Source organism: Sodalis sp. RH19 (genome assembly GCF_047324215.1).
Taxonomy (GTDB): domain Bacteria; phylum Pseudomonadota; class Gammaproteobacteria; order Enterobacterales; family Enterobacteriaceae; genus Acerihabitans.
In genome coordinates, this window is record NZ_CP178734.1 from 4965133 (window position 1) to 4986722 (window position 21590).

The following is a 21590-nucleotide window of genomic DNA, read 5'->3' on the forward strand; positions in this document are numbered from 1 at the left end:
ATGTCGCTGGCCCGCGCCTCGTTATGGACTGCCGGTTCGACGCTTGTCAAGATTGGCGTCGGCCTGCTGGTGGTCAAACTGCTGGCGGTGTCTTTCGGGCCGTCCGGCGTCGGCCAGGCGGGCAACTTCCGGCAACTGGTGACCGTGCTCGGCGTGCTGTCCGGCGCGGGTATTTTTAACGGCATCACCAAATATGTGGCGCAGTACCAGCACCAGCCGCAACAATTGCGCGCCGTGCTGGGCACCGGGTCGGCCATGGTGCTGGGGTTTTCCACGCTGCTGGCGGTGATTTTTTTAACGGCCGCCGAATCCATCAGCCGCGGGCTGTTCGGCCATGGCGACTATGCCGGCGTGGTGCGTGCGGTGGCCTTTATTCAGTTGGGTATCGCCTATGCCAACCTGATGCTGGCTATTCTGAAAGGTTTTCGCGACGCCGCCGGCAACGCCCTGGCCGTCAGCTGCGGCAGCGTGCTGGGCGCGGGCGCTTTTTTCCTCTGCTATAGGCTGGGCGGTTACCCCGGGGCGCTGGCCGGACTGGCGCTGGTGCCGGCCGTGACGCTGCTGCCCGCGGCCCTGGTGGTGGCCCGGCGGCGGCGGATTAGCCCGGGCGATTTGCGTCCGTCATGGGATAGGCAGCTTGCCGGCCAATTGGGCAAATTTACCCTGATGGCGCTGATGACATCGTTCACCCTGCCGCTGGCCTATATTCTGATGCGTAATCTCCTGGCCCAGCGCTATAGCTGGGAAGAGGTGGGTATCTGGCAGGGGGTCAGCAGTATCTCCGACGCTTATCTGCAGTTTATTACCGCCTCGTTTACCGTTTACCTGCTGCCGACCCTGTCGCGTTTAAGCGATAAGCGCGCCGTCGCCCGGGAAATCGGGCGGTCGCTGCTGTTTGTGATGCCTGCGGTGGCGGTGGTTAGCCTGGTCTTGTGGCTGTTAAGGGATGTGGCTATCCGCCTGCTGTTTTCCGCCGAGTTCGAGGCGATGCGCGACCTGTTCGCCTGGCAGCTGGTAGGCGACGTATTGAAAGTGGGCGCTTACGTATTCGGTTATCTGGTCATAGCCCGGGCCTCGCTGCGTTTTTACCTGCTGACGGAAATCAGCCAGTTCGCGTTGTTGACCGGTTTTTCGCACTGGCTGATTCCCCTGCATGGCGCGCTTGGCGCGACGCAGGCTTATATGGCAACCTATATAGTGTATTTTTTACTTTGTAGCGGCGTATTTCTTCTTTATTACAGGGAAAAATGATCCCATTAACCCATGTGCTTGGCGCGGATATCCCGCATCATAACCTGACGGTGCTGCGTTTTTTCAACGATCGGCTGGCGGGCGATCTCCCCGAGGGACAACCCCATCATTTTATGGTGGCCGCCGCCGACAGCGCACCGTTCGCGCCCTTTACGCGGCTTATTATCGCTACCTATGCGGATAAACGGGCGCTGGCGCGGGCGGTGGTGCGTTTAGCCGCCGCCGAACCGGCGAGGCGTTTCTTCCTGCACGGGCAGTTCAATCCGCGGCTCTGGCTGGCCCTGCTGCTGGGGACCTTGCCCGCCGCCCGGGTCAGCTGGCATATCTGGGGCGCCGATCTCTATGAAGAATCCCAGAGCGTAAAACACCGTTTGTTTTATTTGTTGCGCCGCCGCGCCCAGGGGCGGGTCGGCCATGTGTTCGCCACTGTCGGCGATTTGTCGGTCTATCGCCCGCGCTATCCCCAGGTGCCGGCGGCGCCGCTGTATTTTCCCACCCGCATGGACCCGGCGCTGGGTTTTGACCGGCCGCCGCCGGTGGGTAAAACCCTCACTGTGCTGGTGGGAAACTCCGGCGATGCCGCCAATCGCCACCTGGAGGCGCTGGAAGCGATTCACCGCCAGTTCGGCGCCGACGTGCGGGTGATTGTGCCGCTGGGGTATCCGGCCAATAACGAGGCCTATATCGCCCGGGTGCGGGCGCAAGGGGAGAAACTGTTTCCGGCGGACCGGCTGGAGCTGCTGACGCGCCCGGTGGCGTTTGACGCTTACCTGACGCTGTTGCGCCAGTGCGATGTGGGGTATTTCCTGTTTAACCGCCAGCAGGGCATCGGCACGCTCTGCCTGCTGATCCAGTTCGGCGTGCCGTTTGTCCTGAGTCGGCGCAACCCGTTTTGGCAGGATTTGGCCGCGGAACAGGTGCCGGTGCTTTTTCACGGCGACAGGCTCGACCGATCGGTGGTGCGCGCGGCGCAACGGCAACTGGCCGGCGTGGATAAAAGCCGTATCGCCTTTTTTTATCCCAATTATCTGCAGGGATGGCGCCGGGCGCTGGCCGTCGCCGCGGGGACAAGCTCATGACCCTTGGCCAGTTCGGCGGATTGCTGGTGGTCTATGTGCTCTCGGTGCTGCTGGTGCTGACCCTGACCTATCGGGAATTTCGCCGGATACGCTTTAATTTCAACGTCTTTTTTTCACTGCTTTATTTATTGACCTTCTATCTGGGTTTTCCGCTGACCTGCATTCTCGCGTTTCGCTTTAATGTCCAGGTGGCGCCGGTGGAAAACCTGCTGGAAGCGCTGCTGGCCGCCACCGCTTTTTACGGGATTTATTATGTCAGTTATAAAACCCGCTGGTTTTCTTCTTCCCGGTCCGCCGCCGGGCCGGTATTGTCCCTGAACCGGGTGGAAACGCATTTGACCTGGATCCTGCTGGCGCTGACCGCCGTCGGCACGGTGGCGATATTCTTTATGCATAACGGGTTTTTATTATTCCGCCTGCAGTCCTACAGCCAGATATTTTCCCGCGATGTTACCGGGGTGGCGCTGAAGCGCTTTTTCTATTTTTTTATCCCGGCAATGTTAATTATTTATTTCCTTAACCCCACCCGGCGCAATTGGCTATTATTTTTATGCAGCACCGTGGCCTTCGGTATTTTCACCTATATGGTGGTCGGCGGGACCCGGGCCAATATCATTATCGCCTTCGCCTTGTTTTTGTTTATCGGCATCCAGCGCAACTGGATAAGCCTGTGGATGCTGGGCGCGTCCGGTCTGGTGGCCGTGGCCGCCATGTTCTGGCTGGCGTTAAAGCGCTACGGCCTGAACGTCAGCGGCGACGAGGGGTTTTATACGTTTTTGTATCTGACGCGCGACACCTTCTCCCCCTGGGAAAATCTGGCGCTGTTACTGCAAAACTACCCTAAGATAGCCTTCCAGGGCCTGGCGCCTGTGATTCGCGACTTTTATGTCTTTATCCCTGGCTGGTTATGGCCGGACCGCCCCAGCCTGGTGCTCAATACCGCCAATTATTTTACCTGGGAGGTTTTGGACAATCATTCCGGCCTGGCGATTTCGCCCACGCTTATCGGTTCGCTGCTGGTCATGGGCGGCGTGGTGTTTATTCCCTTAGGCGCCATCCTGGTGGGGCTTATCCTGAAAGGATTCGATACCCTGTATGAACGGGGCAAGGCGGCGTCGGACCGTTATCGTTCGGCGGTGCTGCAGGCATTTTGTTTTGGCGCCGTGTTTAATATGATAGTACTGGCCCGCGAGGGATTGGATGCCTTTACGTCGCGCGTGGTGTTTTTCGCCCTGGTATTCGGCATGTGCCTGCTGCTGGCAAAATTACTCTTTTGGCTGCTTAACCGCGCGGGGCTGATCCGTCCCAGGCGCGCGCGTGGGGCGACAGAGGCATCATCGTAAGCGCGTCAGCCTTTGTAAGGATAATAAATGGAAATTCAGGACGGAATCGCCCTGTACCGTATTCGCGGTTTGGTTATCTGGGGTTTTCGCGATCAGCGGCAGTGCGTCGATTACCTGTTTGCCGGCGGACGGGTCAAGACCGGCACCCTGGTGGCCGTCAACGCGGAAAAGGTGCTGACCTCGGAGCGGGATGCCGCGCTTGCCCAACTGCTGGCGGAGGCTCAATACAAGTACGCCGACGGCATCAGCATCGTGCGGTCGATTCGCCGCAAATATCCCGCCGCCGAGGTGGCGCGCATCGCGGGCGTCGATCTGTGGGAGGGTATTATGGCGCGGGCGGGCAAGGAGGGCACGGCGGTTTTTCTTATCGGCGGCCGGCCGGATGTGCTCGGGCAGACGGCCGAGCGCCTGCGCGCGAAATGGAACGTTAACATCGTCGGGATGCAGGACGGCTTTTTTGCCCCGGCCGGGCAGGAATCGCTGTTCGCCCGGGTCCGGGCCAGCGGCGCCGCTATCGTTACCGTGGCGATGGGCTCTCCCAGGCAGGAAAAGTTGATGCGCGATTGCCGCGCCAGCTATCCCGACGCGCTCTATATGGGCGTGGGCGGCACCTACGATGTTTTTACCGGCCATGTAAAGCGCGCGCCCCTCCTCTGGCAACGCATGGGCCTGGAGTGGCTATACCGCCTGTTCAGCCAGCCCAGCCGTCTCCGGCGCCAGCTGAAACTGTTACGCTTTATCGGCTATTATATCAGCGGACGTTTGTAGGCGCGCGGACCCCCGCCGGGGGGTAAGTACCCGAAAAGAAGGGCTCATGGCGTTTTGACGGCGGGGAAAACGACCTAAGCGGGCAGGAAATGAGCAAAGGGTCATTAAACCCGGCAAAAGTAGTAAAAAGCACTAGACAGTCAGGCCGCGATTCCGTACTATCCCCACCCGCAACGGCGCTAAGCGCCCGTAGCTCAGCTGGATAGAGCGCTGCCCTCCGGAGGCAGAGGTCTCAGGTTCGAATCCTGTCGGGCGCACCATATTTAGTGCGCAAGTGCCGTGTCAGCAGTATCTTCACGTTGCGGTAAGCAGTATCAGTAATGGTGATTGTAGCTCAGTTGGTAGAGCCCTGGATTGTGATTCCAGTTGTCGTGGGTTCGAGCCCCATCAGTCACCCCAACATTAGTGGCCATGCGAAGGTGGCGGAATTGGTAGACGCGCTAGCTTCAGGTGTTAGTGTCTTAACGGACGTGAGGGTTCAAGTCCCTCTCTTCGCACCACAACCTTTAAGTACCCTTTTTAAGATGTTGCAGTACGGCGAGTAGCGCAGCTTGGTAGCGCAACTGGTTTGGGACCAGTGGGTCGGAGGTTCGAATCCTCTCTCGCCGACCACATTCCCGATGGTGTTGCCCATGCGGTAGCGGGGAGCACCAGAAAAAGAAGAGCGGCAGGTCATCATGACCTGCCGTTTTTTTTTATGGAGTTCAGGTGGCGTCAGGTGGTGGCATCTGCGCCGTCGGCGCCTTGGACCCGTCGGCCGCACAACACGCTCCTGCCCGCTCAGCGGCCCGGAGAAGCACCTCGGTAAATACTTCGGCCGGTTGCGCCCCCGAAATCACCTCGCCATCGATGTCGACGCTGGGAACGCCGCGAATGCCGGCATCGTGCAAGGCCCGTTCAATGGCTCTGACAGCGTCGCTTTCTTCTTCACCGGCGAGGAAGGTGGCGACGGCATCCCGAGCGAGTCCCCGTTCAACGGCGATCTCCGCGAGTGTAGCCCGGTTGCCGATGTCGCGGCCCTGCTCGAAATAAGCTGAGAGCAAGGCGTTGCCGAGCGCATCGGCAACGCCGTGGCGCTGTGCAAATCGCATCAGTCGGTGGGCCTGGAAGGTGTTGGCGGTCCTTTCTATCGCATCATAATCAAATGCGACATCATCGCCGTGCGCGGCGGTGACGGTCTGGGCGTCGAGCTGGCGGCTGCGCTCCCAACTGCCAAACTTAAGCGCGCGATAGACTTTACGGTCCATGCCTTCGGCCGGCATGTCCGGGTTGAGCTCAAACGGTCGCCAGCTAACTTCGACGCAAACGCCCGTGGGAAGCGTACGAATTGCCCTGGCCAGACGGCGGTGGCCGATCAGGCACCAGGGGCAGATAAAGTCAGACGTAACAGTGACAGGAATGGACATGATGGATCTCCCGTAATGAAGTAAAATTATTGTCACTCATTACCCTTATGATGATAATCAGTGCAATATCGAAAAGTTCATTGCATAAAATGCAAAGGTGACGTATGGACAAATTCGCGGCGATCGGCGCCTTCGTGGCGGTGGTTGAACACGGGGGGTTCGCACCGGCGGCAAGACGGCTGGGGGTGGCGGCATCCTCGCTGACGCGGCAGGTAAATGGGTTGGAAGAAAGCCTTGGCACGCTGCTGATGAACCGTTCGACTCGTAGCGTGACGCTGACCGAGGCTGGACGACAATATTACGAGGATGGCCGCCGTATACTTGAAGATCTGGTGAACGCTGACCGATCGGCCGGCGAGCTGTCCGGGCCGCCTAGCGGCCTGCTCAAGGTGACGATGCCCGTTGCCTTCGGGCGGCTCCACGTTGCGCCGGCTCTCCCCGCTTTCCTGCAACTCTTTCCCCAAATCCATCTCGAACTCCATTTGAGCGACGCCATGGCCAATCTGGTCGAGGACCGGCTTGATATCGCCCTCAGGCTGGGCGTGCCCGGTCCATCGACGCTGATTGCACGCAAGCTGGCGCCCCATCATCGCGTTATCTGCGCCAGCCCTGATTATCTCGGTGAGCATGGCGCGCCGCGGGAGCCCGGCGATTTGACCGCGCACAACTGCCTGTTGTTCGACTACCAGGCAACCGGTAACCGGTGGACATTGAGCCGGGGCGGCAAACAGGAGAAGGTCGCCGTTTCCGGAAGCCTGCGCGCCAACAACTCGGAAATGCTGCGCGAAGCCGCCATTGGCGGCGCCGGCCTGTTGTTGATGCCGACCTGGCTGGTGGGAGGGGATATCGCCGCCGGCCGGCTCGTCCCCGTACTACGGGAATGGACCCCCTCTCCGGCCGCGGAAGAAGGCGCGGTCTGGGCCGTTTATCTGGCTAACCGGCGCGGGTCCAGTAAGATTGCCAGTTTCATTGATTTCCTCGCCGTCCATTTTGGTTCCCCACCCTATTGGGATAAGGCGTGCGACTGGCTGTGAACACCCGATGACGGTAGCGTTTATCTTTGCGTAATGCGCAAAGATGATAGTTAAAATGAGATAATTGTTGTCCTAAATTAATGGGTGCATAGTGATTGCCATCAACCAGGAGGCACGCTATGCACACCATCACTACGCACCAGATAAAACGCAGGGCGCTGATTATAGGCGGTTCGCTCGGGGGGCTTTTTGCCGGCACCATGCTACGCGCCATCGGCTGGAACGTGGATATTTTCGAACGTTCGCCTCACGATCTCGACAGCCGTGGCGGCGGCATCGTTCTCCAGCCTGAGGTGAAAGAGGTATTCCGGCGCGGTGGCATTACCCTGGACAATGACAGGCTCGGCGTCCGTTCAGCCTATCGTACGGTCTTCCTGCCGGATGGCGCGATCCAATCCCGGCATTTAGCACCCCAGACCCAGACTTCATGGTCACTTATCTACACGACCCTCAAAACGGCGTTCGGTGAGTCGCACTATCATCAAGGCAAGCGCCTGGCGCGGATCGAACAGGATTTTTCAACCGCTACCGTTACGGCGTTATTTGAAGACGGAAGCCGTGAAAGCGGCGACCTGCTGATCGGGGCGGATGGCGGCGGCTCGACCGTGCGTTCGCTCTTTTGGCCGCAGGTACAGCCGCGCTATGCCGGCTACCTCGCCTGGCGCGGACTGGTACCGGAGGATGCCATGCCCGCTGCCGCGCGCGAGGCTCTGCACGGCGATTTCGGGTTCGCCAACAACAGCGGGTCGCATATTCTCGGCTACCTGATGCCTGGCGAAGACAATGATGTCAGGCCCGGCCATCGACTTTATAACTGGGTCTGGTACCGGGTGGCCGATGGCGGGCAGCTTGCACAAATAATGACCGATCGTGCCGGCCTTGAACGCCATTATTCCATTCCCGAGGGGATGCTGGCGGATCGATGGCGTGCCCATTTGCGTGACGATGCCCGTTCACTGCTGCCGCCGCCTTTCAGCGCGATTGTGGCGGCCACGGAGCATCCCTTCGCCCAGGCGATCCGCGATCTTGCCGCGGATGAAATGGTTTCCGGTCGTGTGGCGATATTGGGCGATGCAGCCTCGATCCCGCGGCCACATACCGCGGCGAGCACGGCCAAAGCGGCGGCCAATGCCCTGGCGCTCGCCGACGAGCTTGCCGCCTCTCCGGATGACATCGCCGCCGCGCTTGCCCGTTGGGAATTGCCGCAGGTGATGTACGGTAAGTACCTGGAAAAGCAGGGTACGCAAGCCGGTAATTATCTGATGTTCCCAAGCCGCTCGTGAGGCTTTCGCTTAAGCGCCGTTCACTGAGCGACGCTTAAGACTTTGGTCGCTTTCGCCAAAAGCCGAGTGCCTTAGGGCGCGGTGAGCCCCCTACGCGTTTCCAACCGCAGGGCGGCGGGCAATACAGCAAAATAACAGCGGCAGGTCGCCATGATCTGCCGTATTTTATTGGCTGTCATATTTTCCCTGCTATAGTGGAATCCAAAGGAGAAACATAAAATATGCATACCGACATGTGTCACGCGTCCGGGCTGCCGCCGCTTCCAGCCGATATTCTCTCCAAGATCAACTTGATAGCGTCCTGGCTGGCGGTTGACGATTTTTCCGCCCGGCAGGACCATTTAAGCGCCGATGCCATCATCCTGGCGGGAAATGCAGTATTAGCCACCATTGACGGCGCGTGCGCACTGGCGCGGGCCCGCCATATTCCCCTGGTTATCTCCGGCGGCATCGGCCATTCCACCTCGTTTCTCATCGCGGCGGTGGCCCAACATCCCCGTTATCAGGCCATTGAAACCGCCGCCCGGCCTGAAGCCGCCATATTGCATGAGATTGCCTGCCGATTCTGGGAATTACCTGGAAAACAGGTCGTTATGGAAACCGCGTCGCGCAATTCCGGCGAAAATGCCGGCTTTACGCGCGCCCTGCTGGAAGAACGGGGATGTACGCCGCAAGATATTATTCTTATTCAGGATCCCTTGCTGCAGCGCCGGACCGACGCCACCTTTCGCCGCTGCTGGGTTGATTCTGCCCAAAGTCCGCATTTTATTAACTGGCCGACCTGTGTCCCGCAACTGGTGAGTGACATAAACGGGACCGGCTTTACCCATGATAGCGATGGCCTCTGGCCGGTAAACCGGTTTATATCCTTGTTACTGGGCGAAATTCCCCGTCTGCGGGATGATAAACAAGGCTATGGCCCGAAAGGGAAAGATTATATCTGCCATGTGGATATTCCGAACGAGATTGAAGACGCCTGGGAATATCTGATGCATAACCAGGGGATCCCGGGTGAATGGCGCGATCGTATTGAGATTCCAACGCTCAATGGATAAGCCACGACAATTGCCGCTATATTAAGGTCAAGGATTGCAGGAAATGCGCTTTTAGCGGCGCGGCCTCCACGCCCAGGCAGATTTTTTGCAATCCGCAGCCGGCAAAAGGATCAAAGCGCGTGGCGAGCGCGGTGGTACGGCGCAAGGTCTGGCCGCGCGACAGGCCTTCGGTCACTACCCTTACCGGCGAGGTCGACACCCTGAACCAGTCGGGATTGATCAAATAGGATAGGGTCAGGGTATCATGCAGCGCCATGCCCTCGAACCCCTCGCTTTGCAAGCTGTAGTCCAGGTAGCCGCGGGAAATGGCGGTCAATACCGGCTGCCCGGTTGCGCGAATTTCCTCTCCGGTAATTAATACTTCATGGGTAACGTCCAGCGGCAGCATCACCACCGGCAGGGCGGAGGAGAGAACCTGATCCGCAGCGTGGGGATCTTTCCAGATATTAAATTCGCAGTGGGGCGTCACGTTGCCGGCATGGCCGTGGGTGCCGAAGGCGCCGCCCATGATAACCACTTCCCTCACCAGGGGAACAATCTCCGGCGCCAGGTTGATGGCGGTGGCGATATTGGTCAGCGGCCCGATGGCCACCAGGGTAATTTCGCCGGGATTGGCCTTTACGCTGTCGATAATAAAGCGGATGCCATCTTGCGCCGAGGCGTCATAGGGATTGTCAAACGCGTCACCCAATCCGTCTTTGCCGTGTATCTTGCCGCTAACAGGCGTGGGGTCAAGAGCCAGCGGACGCGAACAGCCGCGATAAATGTCGGCGCGGATCGCCATTTTGGCGCAGAATAGCCGGGCATTTTTAACCGCCTGATCCCGGGTAACATTGCCAAATACCGCGCAGACACCCAGGATTTCCATATGGCGGGCGGCGTAGGCAAGCGCAAAAGCGTCATCCACGCCAATATCGGTATCGATAATAATTTTACGCATAAACGACTCCGTCCTATGAAAAGGTGTTTTACTGTGTCTCTTCCGCATCTTCGGGTAGCGAAGGGGCCTGGGCTACCGGCAGGGAGATGTAAAAACAGGCGCCGCCTTCCGACCGGTTGCCGGCGCGAATCTGCCCTTCATGCATTTCTATAATCGCCTTGCAGATGGCCAGCCCCAGTCCAACGCCGGGCACGGCCGATTCCTTATTGCCGCGGGCGAATTTTTCAAAAATCTTTTGTTCCTGCCCCACCGGGATGCCCGGCCCGTTGTCCCACACCTCAATTTCCAGCCGATGACGTTGTTCATAGGCCCGGATGCCCAGTTGCGCGTTATCGCCGGCATACTTTAACGCATTCTCCAGCAGGTTGGTGAACACCCGCTCCAAGAGCGCGCCGTCGGCTTTGATCAATACCAGATGGTCGGGCAACTCCAGCCTGACCTGACGCTGGGCCAGCAGCGGTTTCATGATTTTCAGCGTGCTGCCGATCACCTCCTCCAGCGCCACCCATTCGGCGCGCAGGTTAAGTCCGCCCGACTGGATGCGCGCCATATCCAGCATATTGTTGACCAGCCGGATGGTGCTCAGGGTTTGTTGCCGGATCTGGCTGGCCTGCGGCGCGTATTTCGACCCTTCCGCCGCCAGGTCAAGGGTCAGGATTTCCGACTGGCCGAACAGCACCGTCAGCGGGGTGCGCAGATCGTGGGATAGGGCCGACAGCAGCGCATTGCGCAGCTCCTCGCGCTCGGCGGCCAGGCGCGCGTGTTCTTCGCTGCGGGTCAGCGCCATGCGTTCCAGCGCGCCGGCGATAAGTACCGTAAAGGTTTCCAGCATACGCTGCTGTTCGGGGATCAGCAGATGGCGCAGGTTGGCGGGTTCAATCACCAGCAGCCCGAGTGTTTTGCCGGTGGTTTTCAGCGGCAGTATCTGATAGGGCACGCCTGGCAGGGTATCGGTGCCGGCGCCGGCCGGCTGCCCTTTATCAAAACTCCAGCGGGAAATGGCGGCGTCTGGCAGGGTCGTCAGGTTGCCGGCGGCGCCAATGGCCTTCAGCTCGCCATTTTCCTGCGCCAGCAGCAGCTCGCTGCGCGCCTGTAGCGTACTGTCGATGACGCGCTGGCAGGTTTGGGCAATCTCGTCCATGCCGCGCGCGCCGCTCAGCGCCTTGGAAATTTCATAAAGATGGCGCACGCGCTGTTCCCGATAACGCGCCACGCGCGCCTGGTAACGTACCCCCGACGTCAGGTTGCCGATAATGATGCCGACGGTCAGCATCACGCCGAAGGTGAACAGGTATTGCACATCCGATACCGCCATGGTGCCGGTAGGCGCGATAAACACCATGTCGAAAATAACGATGTTCAGCACGGTCGCCACTACCGACGGCCAGCGGCCGTAGCGCAGGGCCACGATCACCACGCCGAGCAGATAGATCATCACCATATTGGTGGGATCCACGCCGGGCAGCAGCCAGTGGCCGCCGACGGTAATCAGGGCGCAGAGCGCCGCCGCCGCCAGGCAGCCGCGCAGCTGCACCCGCCATTTATCGGTAAAAGATCGGCTGTCCGCCAGCCTGCCGGGAGGATCGGCCGGCGGTTCATCCAGCGCCACGATGATCAGGTCCAGGTCGGGCCCAAGGCGGCCCAGCCGGTCGGCAAAGCTGTCCCTGCGCCAGGGTTTGGCCGGGCGGCGGCCGGTGATGATTTTTCCCAGGTTGTGCTCGCGGGCGTAGCGCAGCACCGCGTTGACCTCGCTGGGATCGGATAGGGTGGCCGTTTCCGCGCCCAATTCCTGGGCCAGCTGCAGGGTGCGCAGGATGCCGCGCCGGCGCGACTCGGCCAGGCGGTGCAGCGAGGGGGTTTCCACGTAGACGGCATGCCAGACGCTGCCGAGCTTGGCCGCCAGCCTGGCCGCCGTGCGCACCAGCTTTTCGCTGCCGGTGTTATTGCCGATGCACAGCAAGATGGCGTCGCGCGTATGCCACACCTTGTCCTCGCCGCCGCTGGCGTCGCGCCAGACCCGCATCTGGTCGTCCACCCGATCGGCGGTGCGGCGCAAGGCCAGTTCGCGCAGGGCGAACAGGTTGCCTTTGCGGAAAAAATTTTCTATGGCCCGTTCGGCGCGATCGCCGATATACACCTTGCCCTCTTTTAATCGCTGGCGCAGATCGTCGGGGGGCAGATCCACCAGCACCACTTCATCCGCCGAATCGAAAAACGGGTCCGGCACGGTTTCCCGTACCCGGATGCCGGTGACGCCGCTCACCACGTCGTTCAGGCTTTCCAGATGCTGGACATTGATGGTGGTCAGCACGTCGATGCCGGCATCCAGCAGCTCGTCGACATCCTGCCAGCGCTTGGGATGGCGCGAGCCGCGCGCGTTGGTATGCGCCAGCTCGTCCATCAGGATCACCGCCGGACGCCGGGCCAGCGCGGCGTCCAGATCAAACTCCTGATGCCGGTGCCGGCCGGTGGGGCGCCGGGGCAGCACGGCCAGCCCGTCCAGCAAGGCCTCGGTTTCAGCGCGGCCGTGCGTTTCCACCACCCCCACCAGCACATCGAGCCCCTGCGCCCGCAGGCGACGGGCTTCCGTAAGCATCGACCAGGTTTTTCCCACGCCGGCGCAGGCGCCGAAATAGATTTTCAGTTTGCCGCGTTGCTTATTGGCCGCCTGCAGCAATAACGCGTCCGGGTCGGGGCGCTGGGGTTCATCGTCGCTCATGGCGGTCCTTAAGACTGGGGAAGTTTATCCAGCGCTACGTTAAGTTCCAGTACGTTTACCGTCGGTTCGCCGAGAAAACCGAACAACGGCCGCGACGTCTGGTGTTCAACCAATTGGCGCACCTGTTCCTGGGCCAGTCTACGCGCTGCCGCGACCCGAGGCACCTGCCAAAGGGCGGCCTGAGGCGAAATATGCGGATCCAGGCCGCTGCCCGATGCCGTCACCAGATCCACCGGGATGGGGCCGCCGGCCTGCGGGTTGGCCGCGCGCAGCGCCGCCACGCGTTGTTTTACCGCTTCGTCCAGCGCCGGATTGCTCGCGGCCAGGTTGCTGCCCGACGAGGCCAGGGGGTTATTGGGCGTATCGCCGGTGGCCGACGGACGGCCCTGGAAATACTCGGGCCGGGTAAAATTCTGCCCGATAAGCGCGGAACCCCGCGTTTCGCCGCCGGCCTCCAGCAATGAGCCATTGGCCTGCGCGGGAAACCACCACTGCGCCAACTGGGTGGTCAATAAAGGATAAACAACGCCGGTGATAAGTGTCAGCAGCACCAGTAAAATCAAGGCGGGTCGTAATTGGCTCATGATGGTTCCTCTTAGCCCAGACCTAAAACGGTCAAAATCAAATCAATCAGCTTGATGCCGGCAAAGGGTATCAGCAGCCCGCCCATGCCGTAGATCCACAGGTTGCGGCGCAGCAGGGCGGCGGCGCCCATGGGACGGTAACTTACCCCATTCAGCGCCAGCGGGATCAGGAAGACGATCACCAGGGCGTTAAATATCACCGCCGACAAAATGGCGGAGCCGGGCGAGTGCAGATGCATTACGTTCAGCATATTTAATTGCGGATAGGTCACCGCAAAGGCGGCCGGGATGATGGCAAAATATTTGGCGACGTCGTTGGCGATACTGAACGTGGTCAGCGACCCGCGCGTCATCAGCATTTGCTTGCCGATATGCACCACTTCCAGCAGCTTGGTGGGGTTGGAGTCCAGGTCGACCATATTGCCCGCCTCTTTTGCCGCCTGGGTACCGGAATTCATCGCCACCGCCACATCCGCCTGCGCCAGCGCCGGCGCATCGTTGGTGCCGTCGCCGGTCATGGCCACCAGCCGTCCTTCGGCCTGGTATTGGCGAATCAAGGCCAGCTTGGCCTCGGGCGTCGCTTCGGAGAGGAAATCATCCACCCCGGCCTCGGCCGCGATGGCGGCGGCGGTCAGCGGATTATCGCCGGTCACCATCACGGTCTTGATGCCCATCTTGCGCAGTTCGGCAAAACGTTCTTTTATGCCGCCCTTAACAATGTCCTTCAGGGCCACAACACCCAGAACGCGCGCATCTTCCGCCACCACCAGCGGCGTGCCGCCGCTGCGCGCCACCTCTTCCACCAGGCTGCTGACCCCGGCGGGAAAACGGCCGCCGTTGCTTTCGATATGGCGGCGAATGGAATCCACCGCCCCTTTACGGATCATGCGCTGCTGGATATTGACGCCGCTCATGCGCGTCTGGGCCGAGAACGGGATAAAGGTGGCGTCCAGGCTCTGTAAATTGCGTTCGCGCAGATTAAATTTCTGCTTGGCGAGCACCACGATACTGCGGCCTTCCGGCGTTTCATCGGCAAGCGACGCCAGCTGGGCCGCGTCCGCCAGCGCTTCTTCGCTGACGCCGGGGGCGGGCATAAAGCGGGTGGCCTGACGGTTGCCAAGCGTAATGGTGCCGGTTTTATCCAGCAGCAGGACATCGATATCGCCGGCCGCCTCCACCGCGCGCCCACTGGTGGCGATAACGTTGGCCGCCAGCATCCGGCTCATCCCGGCCACGCCGATGGCCGACAGCAGGCCGCCGATGGTGGTGGGGATCAGGCAGACCAGCAGGGCCACCAGCACCGTGATGCTCACCGGCGCGCCGCCCCAGGCCGAGAACGGATACAGCGTCGCCGTCGCCAGCAGGAACACAATGGTCAGCGCCACCAGCAGGATGGTCAGGGCGATTTCATTGGGGGTTTTACGCCGCTTGGCCCCCTCTACCATGGCAATCATGCGATCCAGGAAAGTTTCGCCGGGATTGGCGCTGCATGTTATCACCAGCCAGTCGGACAGAATGCGCGTCCCGCCGGTCACCGAGGCGAAGTCGCCGCCGGACTCGCGGATCACCGGCGCGGATTCACCGGTAATGGCGCTTTCATCCACGGACGCGCCCCCTTCAATCACTTCGCCGTCGCAGGGGATAATATCCCCGGCCTCGGCCAACACCACATCACCCTTGCGCAACGCGTCGGCGGCCACTTTGCTGGTGGCGGCGCCGTAACGCGGCTCGGCGAGCTTTTTCGCCCAGCTGGTTTTTTTCACGCCTTTCAGGCTTTCCGCCTGGGCCTTGCTGCGCCCTTCCGCCAGCGCCTCGGCAAAATTGGCGAACAACACGGTAAACCACAGCCAGAGCGAAACATGGGCGGTAAAACCGACATTCCCTGCGGTCAGTCCCGCCGCCATGCCTGCCGCCAGCAGCAGCGTCAGGATACTGCCCAGGTACACGACAAACATCACCGGATTGCGAAACTGCACGCGCGGATCCAGCTTTTTAAACGCATCCGCAAGAGCGACGCGCATCAGCGCTCCGTCAAACAGCGCTTTTTGATTACGACTCATGGCTTCAAACTCCCGCGATTAATGACCAAGCAGTTGCAAATGTTCCGCCACCGGGCCAAGCGCCAGCGCGGGGATAAAGTTAAGCGCGCCGACCAACAGCACCGAGCCGATGACCAGGGAAATAAACAGCGGGCCGTGGGTGGGCAACGTGCCGCTGCCGACCGGCTGCACCTTCTTGATCGCCAGCGAGCCGGCAATCGCCATCACCGGCACAATCACCGCGAAACGGCCCAGCAGCATGGCGACCGCCAGCAGCAGGTTCCAGAACGGGGTGTTGGCGCTCAGCCCGGCGAAGGCGCTGCCGTTGTTATTCGCGGCGGAGGACACGGCGTAGAGCACCTCGCTAAAGCCGTGCGCGCCGGGATTGAACATGCCGGCGCGCCCGGCTTCGGTCATCATGGCCAGCGCGGTGCCCAGCAGCGACAGGGCGGGGGTAATAAGGATGGCGATGGCGGTCATTTTCATTTCCCACACTTCGATCTTTTTACCCAGGTATTCCGGAGTACGGCCGATCATCAACCCGGCGATAAACACCGCCAGCAGCACAAACAGCAGCATGCCGTACAGGCCCGAGCCGACGCCGCCGAATATCACCTCGCCGATTTGCATCAGCCACATCGGCATCATGCCGCCGAGCGCGGTAAAGGAATCGTGCATGGCGTTAACCGCCCCGCAGGAGGCCGATGTGGTGATCACCGCGAACAGGCTGGAATTAAGGATGCCGAAACGGCTTTCCTTGCCTTCCATGTTGATGGCGCTGTCCGCCCCGAATTGCAGGAAGTGCGGGTTGCCGTTCAGCTCCGCCCACATCACCACCGCTACCGCGGCGATAAACATCAGCGACATGGCCCAGAGCAAGGCATGGCCCTGGCGATGGTCGCGCACGACATTGCCGAAGGCAAAGCACAGCGCCGCCGGAATGAGGAAGATGGCAATCATCTGGATAAAATTAGTGATGTAATTCGGGTTTTCAAACGGATGGGCGGAGTTAACGTTAAAGAAGCCGCCGCCGTTGGTGCCGAGCATTTTTATCGCTTCCTGCGACGCTACCGGCCCCATCGGCAACGTTTGCTTGGCGCCCTCAAGCGTCGTCAGGCTGAGATAATCACTGAAATTTTGCAAGGTGCCCTGGCTGATGCTGATCAGGGCGATCAGCAGCGCCAGCGGCAGCAGGATATAAAGCGTGATGCGCGCCATATCGCGCCAGGCGTTGCCGAGCGTGGCCACCGACCGGTTGGCAAACCCCCTGATCAGCGCAAACGCCACGGCGATGCCGGTGGCCGCCGACAGGAAGTTCTGCACGGTTAAACCCACCATCTGGCTAAAATAGCTCATGGTGCTTTCGCCGGCGTAGGACTGCCAGTTGGTATTAGTGACGAAACTGATGGCGGTATTCAGCGCCAGATGCCAGGAGAGGGCCGGCAAATGCTGCGGGTTTAACGGCAGGCGATCCTGGAGCATTAACATCGCCAGCAATAGGATAATGCCGAGCACATTGAACAATAAAATGGCCAACAGGTAGCCGCGCCAGTTCATGTCCTGTTTATACACGCCGCACAATCGCCATAACCGGCGCTCGATGCCGGCGAAACCGGGCGCGGGCCGATCGTTAATGAATCTGCTCAGCCCTAGCCCCAAAGGGCGCGCCAGGATCAGCAGCACGGCCATATAGCTGAAAATCAACAAAAACGCGCTGGAAGCCATCAGAATTCCTCCGCGTTAATCAGGGCATAAACCAAATAGCCCAACAGTAAAAACACCAGCACGATACCGGTTATCAAAGCCATACCCACAGTGCACCTCCAGAGGAAATTCTCAGGTGCTGCGAGTGTAAATTTTTGTTTGAAAAGTTAATGTAAAATTACTCCTGCCGGGTGTAAAAATTTTATAAAAATAGCGCAAATGCCGCGGCAGGTTTTGTAGATGGTTTAATTCCAGAAATGTATATAAAAAATTTATAGCCCGGCCCTTTATTTTTATACAGGTTTTATAGTTGCTTGGTTATATTGGCTTTATCAGGAACGCGTAAGGCAAGACGAATAACCAGCTCAATAGATATTTGCCTGGTTAACGATATTCGACAGCGCGTCTATAACGTATTGAGAATATGTCCGGCAGCGGTAAGAGGTCGACAAGAAAATGAAATATATCGTCGTTAATATACTGTTGTTTTTAGCCTGCCTGCTGGCATCCGGTCTGCTATGGGCGGTGTCGCCGGTGCCCGCGCCGGCGCAGAGGCCGGCGAGCGGCGATTTTTCGCCGCAACAACAGGCGGAGATTGAACATATCGTGGAAAACTATTTAGTCGCCCATCCGGACATCCTGGCGAAAATGAACCCGCCGCCGGTCAGCCCGGGTGGCTGCCGGCCAGTGCGTTGAGCCGGCATGGTGGCGATGTGGGGCGCCGTCTACCCGCGCCGGGCGGCGGAGGCCATCGCCCGGGGATTATACATTATTGCGGGTAGGGCACCCAGCCGCCGCCATTGAGGCGGATATACACTTTGCCCTGGTATTCCATCACCACCGCGTTTTCATTTTCCGCCACCTTGGGGGTGGTGGGCAGATTGGCGCCTAACGCCGGCCAGTCCAGGAGGGACGTGGTGAAAACCTTGCCGTCCACCGAACGGGCCACCAGTTCGGAAATGGCCAGATAGCTGCTGGGGGCGGTGATGTTCAGTGCCTGGGCCGGATGCGGCGCGCGCGTGCCGAAGAATTTTACGCCGACCGGAATATGGGTAATGGCGGGGCTGGGAATATCGCGCAGGCCGGAGATCTGCATTTTATCGCCAACAAGCCCGGCGCCGTGTTCCGGCACCACGATCAGCATCACCCGGCGGCCGGATTTATCCAACTGGTCCATAAAGGCGTTAAGCTGGGAAAGCAGGGTTTGCGCGCGTGTACGGTAATCGGCGCCTTTGGCTGCGCCGACAAAACGATTGCCGTCGTGCAACGCGATCAGGTTAAAAAATGTCGCGCTGCGCCCGGTGGCCGCCCGGGATTGGTTTGCCAGCCAGCGGGACATCAGTTGCCCATCGTCAAAAATGGGCTCGCCGTCGAAGGAGGCCAGTTCATGACCCAGGCCCGCCTGCGACATGATAGGCGCCTGCATATCAGCGTCCTGGCGCAGGTTGCCGATGTAATTACCGAAGACGCCGCTATGATCCATCGCCAGCTGTTCGCCAAAGCCCAGTTTCGCCAGGTTGTCGAACAGATAGCATTGCCGGGCGGCGGGTTGGTACAAATCATGATGGGACGTTTGACCACAGCTGGCGCGCAGCAGACGAATTGACGCCGGGCCGCTGTAGGCGGTGGCGGAGTTGAAGTCGGTGAACAGCAGGTCAAATCGCGACCACAGCGGGGACGCGGACAGCTGGGCGGCATCCAGATCCGACCAGGCCAGGGAACAGATATTGATCACCAGTAAATCAAACGGCTGGGCATCGGGGGGCAGCGTCTGCGGGAACGGCGTTTGCCTGGCCTGCTCGCGCTGATAAAATTGCTGCAGGTAGGCATCGAGATTGGCGTTGGTCGGTGGACCGCTGACCGTATTGGGCAGGTTTTGCGCCGGCGCCGTTTCCTGCGCGCGCTGGGCGACGGGCGCAGGCGTGGCGGCCGCGGGCGGCGCCTGGGTCAGCCCCGGGGGCAACAGCAGGCTCAGGTTGAGCCACAGCAGGCCCGCCACCGTGAAGGTGGTAATGCGCAGCCATTGCGCCACAAACAGATACCCTACCAATAGCACGAAGGCGACGCCAATCCATCGCCAGTTGATAAACCGATCGGTCAATTCCAGCAAATAGTCGATGCTAAAGCCGCTGACATCCGCGCCCTGATGGAGAATGGAACGCCAGCCCGGCAGCCAGGTATCATGGTAAAACAAGGCCAGGCCAAACGGCAGCGCCAGCCATTGGCGCCAGCGGTGCAGACGCGCCGTGGGCAGGGGAAACAGCAGACAGGAGGCGAAAAACAGGTTGGCCAGCGCGTCGACATGCAAATAGCCCAGCCAGAGCAGGATAAATTTCAGTAAAAAATAATAATTCCAGCCACCCAGTCCGCGCCAGGTCCGCCCGATCTGAAAAACGGAGGTGTTAACGCGCGGGTTATTCATCATGTGCCGGCTTATCCGCCGTTGACCGGTGGTTTATTTTCATCGCCAGGTGGGTTTTGACATGGCTTGCCCTGATCGGACGCAGATAGCGGGGGGATAAAAACCATGCATTAAAGCGATTACGCCACAGCGGCAAATATTTATGCGCCATAAACCCGAGCGGGATAAATATCACCGCCGCCAAGCAGAACATTTGCAGGATATCGACGATGTTCATTGTCCGTAACCTTTATTATTGCGCGGGGGTGAAAACGAAGGCGGTAATGGCTTACCGTCCAGTTGCACGATGAGGGGTACGGGTAGCCGGCGTCTTTTACCCGGCGGCGCGTCCCGGGACGGCTCGGCGGCGGCGGGCGGCGGCTCAGGCGGCACGGCCAGCCCCGACAGGCGGCGAACCTCCGCCTGGATGGCATTATCCTGATACCACAGGGTGCGGTTTTGGAACATGTCGGCGGCAGGCAGGCTGAATAAGAAATTAAGCACGCTATCCACATCGCTGGTCTGGCAGTTGGATAAAAACAAATACAGATGGCTGTCGGTGAGGGTAAGCACGTCGCCGTCGCGGCGCAGATGGCACAACGACATGGCCTGCTGCGGGCTGATGCCGCCGACCGGGCGCAGGGCAAGCAGTACGCCGCGGGTTTCTACCGCAAGGGTAGGCTGTCCCAGGATGGATTGCATCACCTCGCAAAATACCGGCAGCGGCAAAAAACCTTTGTGGCGGTCGGGCAGCCGCCCTTGCAGCAATAATTCAATATTTTCCGGTACATAGCGATTAAACGTGCCTTGCTGGATGTCGTCCAGCAGCGTCAGGAAGCTGGATAGCCTCGCCGCGTGCGGCACGATTAAATTAGCGCCGCAGGCCTGTAATAAGCGTTGATCGATATAGCGCAGGGCGGGGTACATTTCCCTGACGACAATTTTGAGCGCGTTGCCGCGCCGGATACGCAGGAGATGAATTTGCCGGGCCAGCGTTTCAATCTGGTCGTTGGCGCTGAGGGCAAAAATCAGCGTGGCGGCGCGTGCGCGCAGGCCACGGTCCACCAGGCGCTGGTTGTCGGCAAAAATAAACCACTTATCCGATAAGGGCGGCGCGCCTTCCAAAATACTGTTTTCCGCAAGATACATCCATTGATCGTCACTGTGGTTATTAATATGTTGCGCGGATGCCGGAGAGGCCGCTATTTCCCAGCCGGGACTGCGCGGCTGTAAAGCGTACGCGGTATTTGCTTCCACGCCGAATTGATTGTGCCACCAGGACATTACATATTGCGGTGGGTAATGGGCTGAATTTAGCGTAGCCAATCCATATAATACGCGGTTTTGGACATATAAACGCGGAATGAGGGCATGAATTCCCTTGCCATAACAGAGAATGAGCATAGCGCAATTCTGGCGCGCGCATTGGCTGGCAATTTCAAGCAGCCACTGGTTAAAATCATTTGGCGCCAGATCATTCCCTGCCGCGGCGGTCAACATAAATATCAACAGTTGATTTTTGATCTGCGGCAGGCGACTGATATCAACCGGCAAGCCGGTTAACGCTTTTTTCCCTGCCGCCTGATGATAATAATGGGTTTTATCCTCGGCTGATAATAAACGGACGATCAGGGCATGTTCAGGCGGCAATGTCGAGGTGCAGGGGAGGGACGTGGGGTTATCTTTCTGATATATAACTGAAATTATTACATCTGGCCGCTGTGCGTCCACCACTTGCCCGCACAGCTCATAGGCGGCCGGCTCGGTATCGGTATTGACCCAGTACAGCCCCCGGGGTTGCATTAAAGACGTATCATCCCAACAATTTTTTATGCCAAAAGGAAAAGACAGTGCCATTTTTATCTGCTTGCAGTAGGTGTAAAAGCAACGGGATTGAAAGTCTTTAAAGTGTGCTTGGGCCGGCATCGAATACTGGAGTATAATAAATATTACCATTCTGGAATGAAATGACCAGTTAATTAGC

At 59.4% G+C, this 21590-nt stretch carries 18 protein-coding genes and 4 tRNA genes; 12 read left to right on the forward strand and 10 right to left on the reverse strand.

The features are described from left to right. From wzxE to ACL2XF_RS22335, 8 genes are all read left to right on the forward strand, one after another. On the forward strand, window positions 1–1251 hold the full coding sequence (gene wzxE, locus ACL2XF_RS22300) for a lipid III flippase WzxE (protein ID WP_413727551.1): 1251 nt from the start codon (window positions 1–3) through the stop codon (window positions 1249–1251). Beyond that, window positions 1248–2330, forward strand: a complete 1083-nt coding sequence (locus ACL2XF_RS22305; RefSeq protein WP_413727552.1) for a TDP-N-acetylfucosamine:lipid II N-acetylfucosaminyltransferase — start codon at window positions 1248–1250, stop codon at window positions 2328–2330. Before wzxE ends, ACL2XF_RS22305 begins: the two co-directional genes overlap by 4 nt. Further along, window positions 2327–3673 (forward strand): ECA oligosaccharide polymerase, encoded by a 1347-nt coding sequence (wzyE, locus tag ACL2XF_RS22310; protein ID WP_413721619.1) that lies wholly within the window; start codon window positions 2327–2329, stop codon window positions 3671–3673. The genes ACL2XF_RS22305 and wzyE overlap by 4 nt, the downstream gene beginning before the upstream one ends. A 27-nt stretch (window positions 3674–3700) precedes the next feature. After that, complete coding sequence (gene wecG, locus ACL2XF_RS22315; protein ID WP_413727553.1) at window positions 3701–4441, forward strand: lipopolysaccharide N-acetylmannosaminouronosyltransferase; 741 nt, start codon at window positions 3701–3703, stop codon at window positions 4439–4441. 183 nt (window positions 4442–4624) lie between these two features. After that, window positions 4625–4701, forward strand: a tRNA-Arg gene (locus ACL2XF_RS22320). Window positions 4702–4764: 63 nt separating this feature from the next. Then, window positions 4765–4840, forward strand: a tRNA-His gene (locus tag ACL2XF_RS22325). Between the two features lie 14 nt (window positions 4841–4854). Continuing rightward, window positions 4855–4941, forward strand: a tRNA-Leu gene (locus tag ACL2XF_RS22330). Window positions 4942–4976: 35 nt separating this feature from the next. Continuing rightward, window positions 4977–5053 (forward strand) — tRNA-Pro (locus tag ACL2XF_RS22335). A 92-nt stretch (window positions 5054–5145) separates the two neighbouring features. Here ACL2XF_RS22335 and ACL2XF_RS22340 read toward each other — a convergent pair. After that, window positions 5146–5847, reverse strand: a complete 702-nt coding sequence (locus ACL2XF_RS22340) for a DsbA family oxidoreductase (protein WP_413727554.1) — start codon at window positions 5845–5847, stop codon at window positions 5146–5148. 104 nt (window positions 5848–5951) lie between these two features. On the opposite strand from ACL2XF_RS22340, the gene ACL2XF_RS22345 reads away from it, so the two are divergent. From ACL2XF_RS22345 to ACL2XF_RS22355, 3 genes are all read left to right on the forward strand, one after another. Then, on the forward strand, window positions 5952–6881 hold the full coding sequence (locus tag ACL2XF_RS22345) for a LysR substrate-binding domain-containing protein (RefSeq protein WP_413727555.1): 930 nt from the start codon (window positions 5952–5954) through the stop codon (window positions 6879–6881). A 119-nt stretch (window positions 6882–7000) separates the two neighbouring features. Then, window positions 7001–8164: an FAD binding domain-containing protein gene (locus ACL2XF_RS22350; RefSeq protein WP_413727556.1), complete on the forward strand. Its 1164-nt coding sequence runs from the start codon at window positions 7001–7003 to the stop codon at window positions 8162–8164. A gap of 221 nt (window positions 8165–8385) precedes the next feature. Next, on the forward strand, window positions 8386–9219 hold the full coding sequence (locus ACL2XF_RS22355) for a YdcF family protein (RefSeq protein WP_413727557.1): 834 nt from the start codon (window positions 8386–8388) through the stop codon (window positions 9217–9219). Window positions 9220–9235: 16 nt separating this feature from the next. On the opposite strand, the gene ACL2XF_RS22360 is transcribed toward ACL2XF_RS22355, so the two are convergent. From ACL2XF_RS22360 to kdpF, 6 genes are read right to left on the reverse strand one after another with little or no spacing between them, the layout of a single operon-like run. Continuing rightward, window positions 9236–10159, reverse strand: coding sequence for a nucleoside hydrolase (locus ACL2XF_RS22360; protein WP_410013144.1), 924 nt, complete (start codon window positions 10157–10159; stop codon window positions 9236–9238). Window positions 10160–10187: 28 nt separating this feature from the next. Further along, window positions 10188–12878, reverse strand: coding sequence for a two-component system sensor histidine kinase KdpD (kdpD, locus tag ACL2XF_RS22365; RefSeq protein WP_413727558.1), 2691 nt, complete (start codon window positions 12876–12878; stop codon window positions 10188–10190). A gap of 8 nt (window positions 12879–12886) precedes the next feature. Continuing rightward, window positions 12887–13462: a potassium-transporting ATPase subunit KdpC gene (kdpC, locus tag ACL2XF_RS22370; protein ID WP_413727559.1), complete on the reverse strand. Its 576-nt coding sequence runs from the start codon at window positions 13460–13462 to the stop codon at window positions 12887–12889. Window positions 13463–13473: 11 nt separating this feature from the next. After that, window positions 13474–15522, reverse strand: coding sequence for a potassium-transporting ATPase subunit KdpB (kdpB, locus tag ACL2XF_RS22375; RefSeq protein WP_410013147.1), 2049 nt, complete (start codon window positions 15520–15522; stop codon window positions 13474–13476). An 18-nt stretch (window positions 15523–15540) separates the two neighbouring features. Further along, the gene (gene kdpA / locus ACL2XF_RS22380; protein ID WP_413727560.1) at window positions 15541–17226 is read right to left on the reverse strand and encodes a potassium-transporting ATPase subunit KdpA; all 1686 of its coding nucleotides are present in this window, start codon (window positions 17224–17226) and stop codon (window positions 15541–15543) included. Next, complete coding sequence (kdpF, locus tag ACL2XF_RS22385) at window positions 17226–17309, reverse strand: K(+)-transporting ATPase subunit F (RefSeq protein ID WP_410016701.1); 84 nt, start codon at window positions 17307–17309, stop codon at window positions 17226–17228. Before kdpF ends, kdpA begins: the two co-directional genes overlap by 1 nt. A gap of 352 nt (window positions 17310–17661) precedes the next feature. Between kdpF and ACL2XF_RS22390 the strand changes: the two genes are divergently transcribed. Continuing rightward, window positions 17662–17901: a hypothetical protein gene (locus ACL2XF_RS22390; RefSeq protein ID WP_410013149.1), complete on the forward strand. Its 240-nt coding sequence runs from the start codon at window positions 17662–17664 to the stop codon at window positions 17899–17901. 73 nt (window positions 17902–17974) lie between these two features. On the opposite strand, the gene bcsG is transcribed toward ACL2XF_RS22390, so the two are convergent. From bcsG to bcsE, 3 genes are read right to left on the reverse strand one after another with little or no spacing between them, the layout of a single operon-like run. Continuing rightward, window positions 17975–19627, reverse strand: a complete 1653-nt coding sequence (gene bcsG, locus ACL2XF_RS22395; protein ID WP_413728847.1) for a cellulose biosynthesis protein BcsG — start codon at window positions 19625–19627, stop codon at window positions 17975–17977. Continuing rightward, window positions 19620–19844: a cellulose biosynthesis protein BcsF gene (bcsF, locus tag ACL2XF_RS22400; protein WP_413727561.1), complete on the reverse strand. Its 225-nt coding sequence runs from the start codon at window positions 19842–19844 to the stop codon at window positions 19620–19622. Before bcsF ends, bcsG begins: the two co-directional genes overlap by 8 nt. After that, window positions 19841–21562 (reverse strand): cellulose biosynthesis protein BcsE, encoded by a 1722-nt coding sequence (gene bcsE / locus ACL2XF_RS22405; RefSeq protein WP_413727562.1) that lies wholly within the window; start codon window positions 21560–21562, stop codon window positions 19841–19843. The genes bcsF and bcsE overlap by 4 nt, the downstream gene beginning before the upstream one ends. Window positions 21563–21590: the final 28 nt, after the last annotated feature.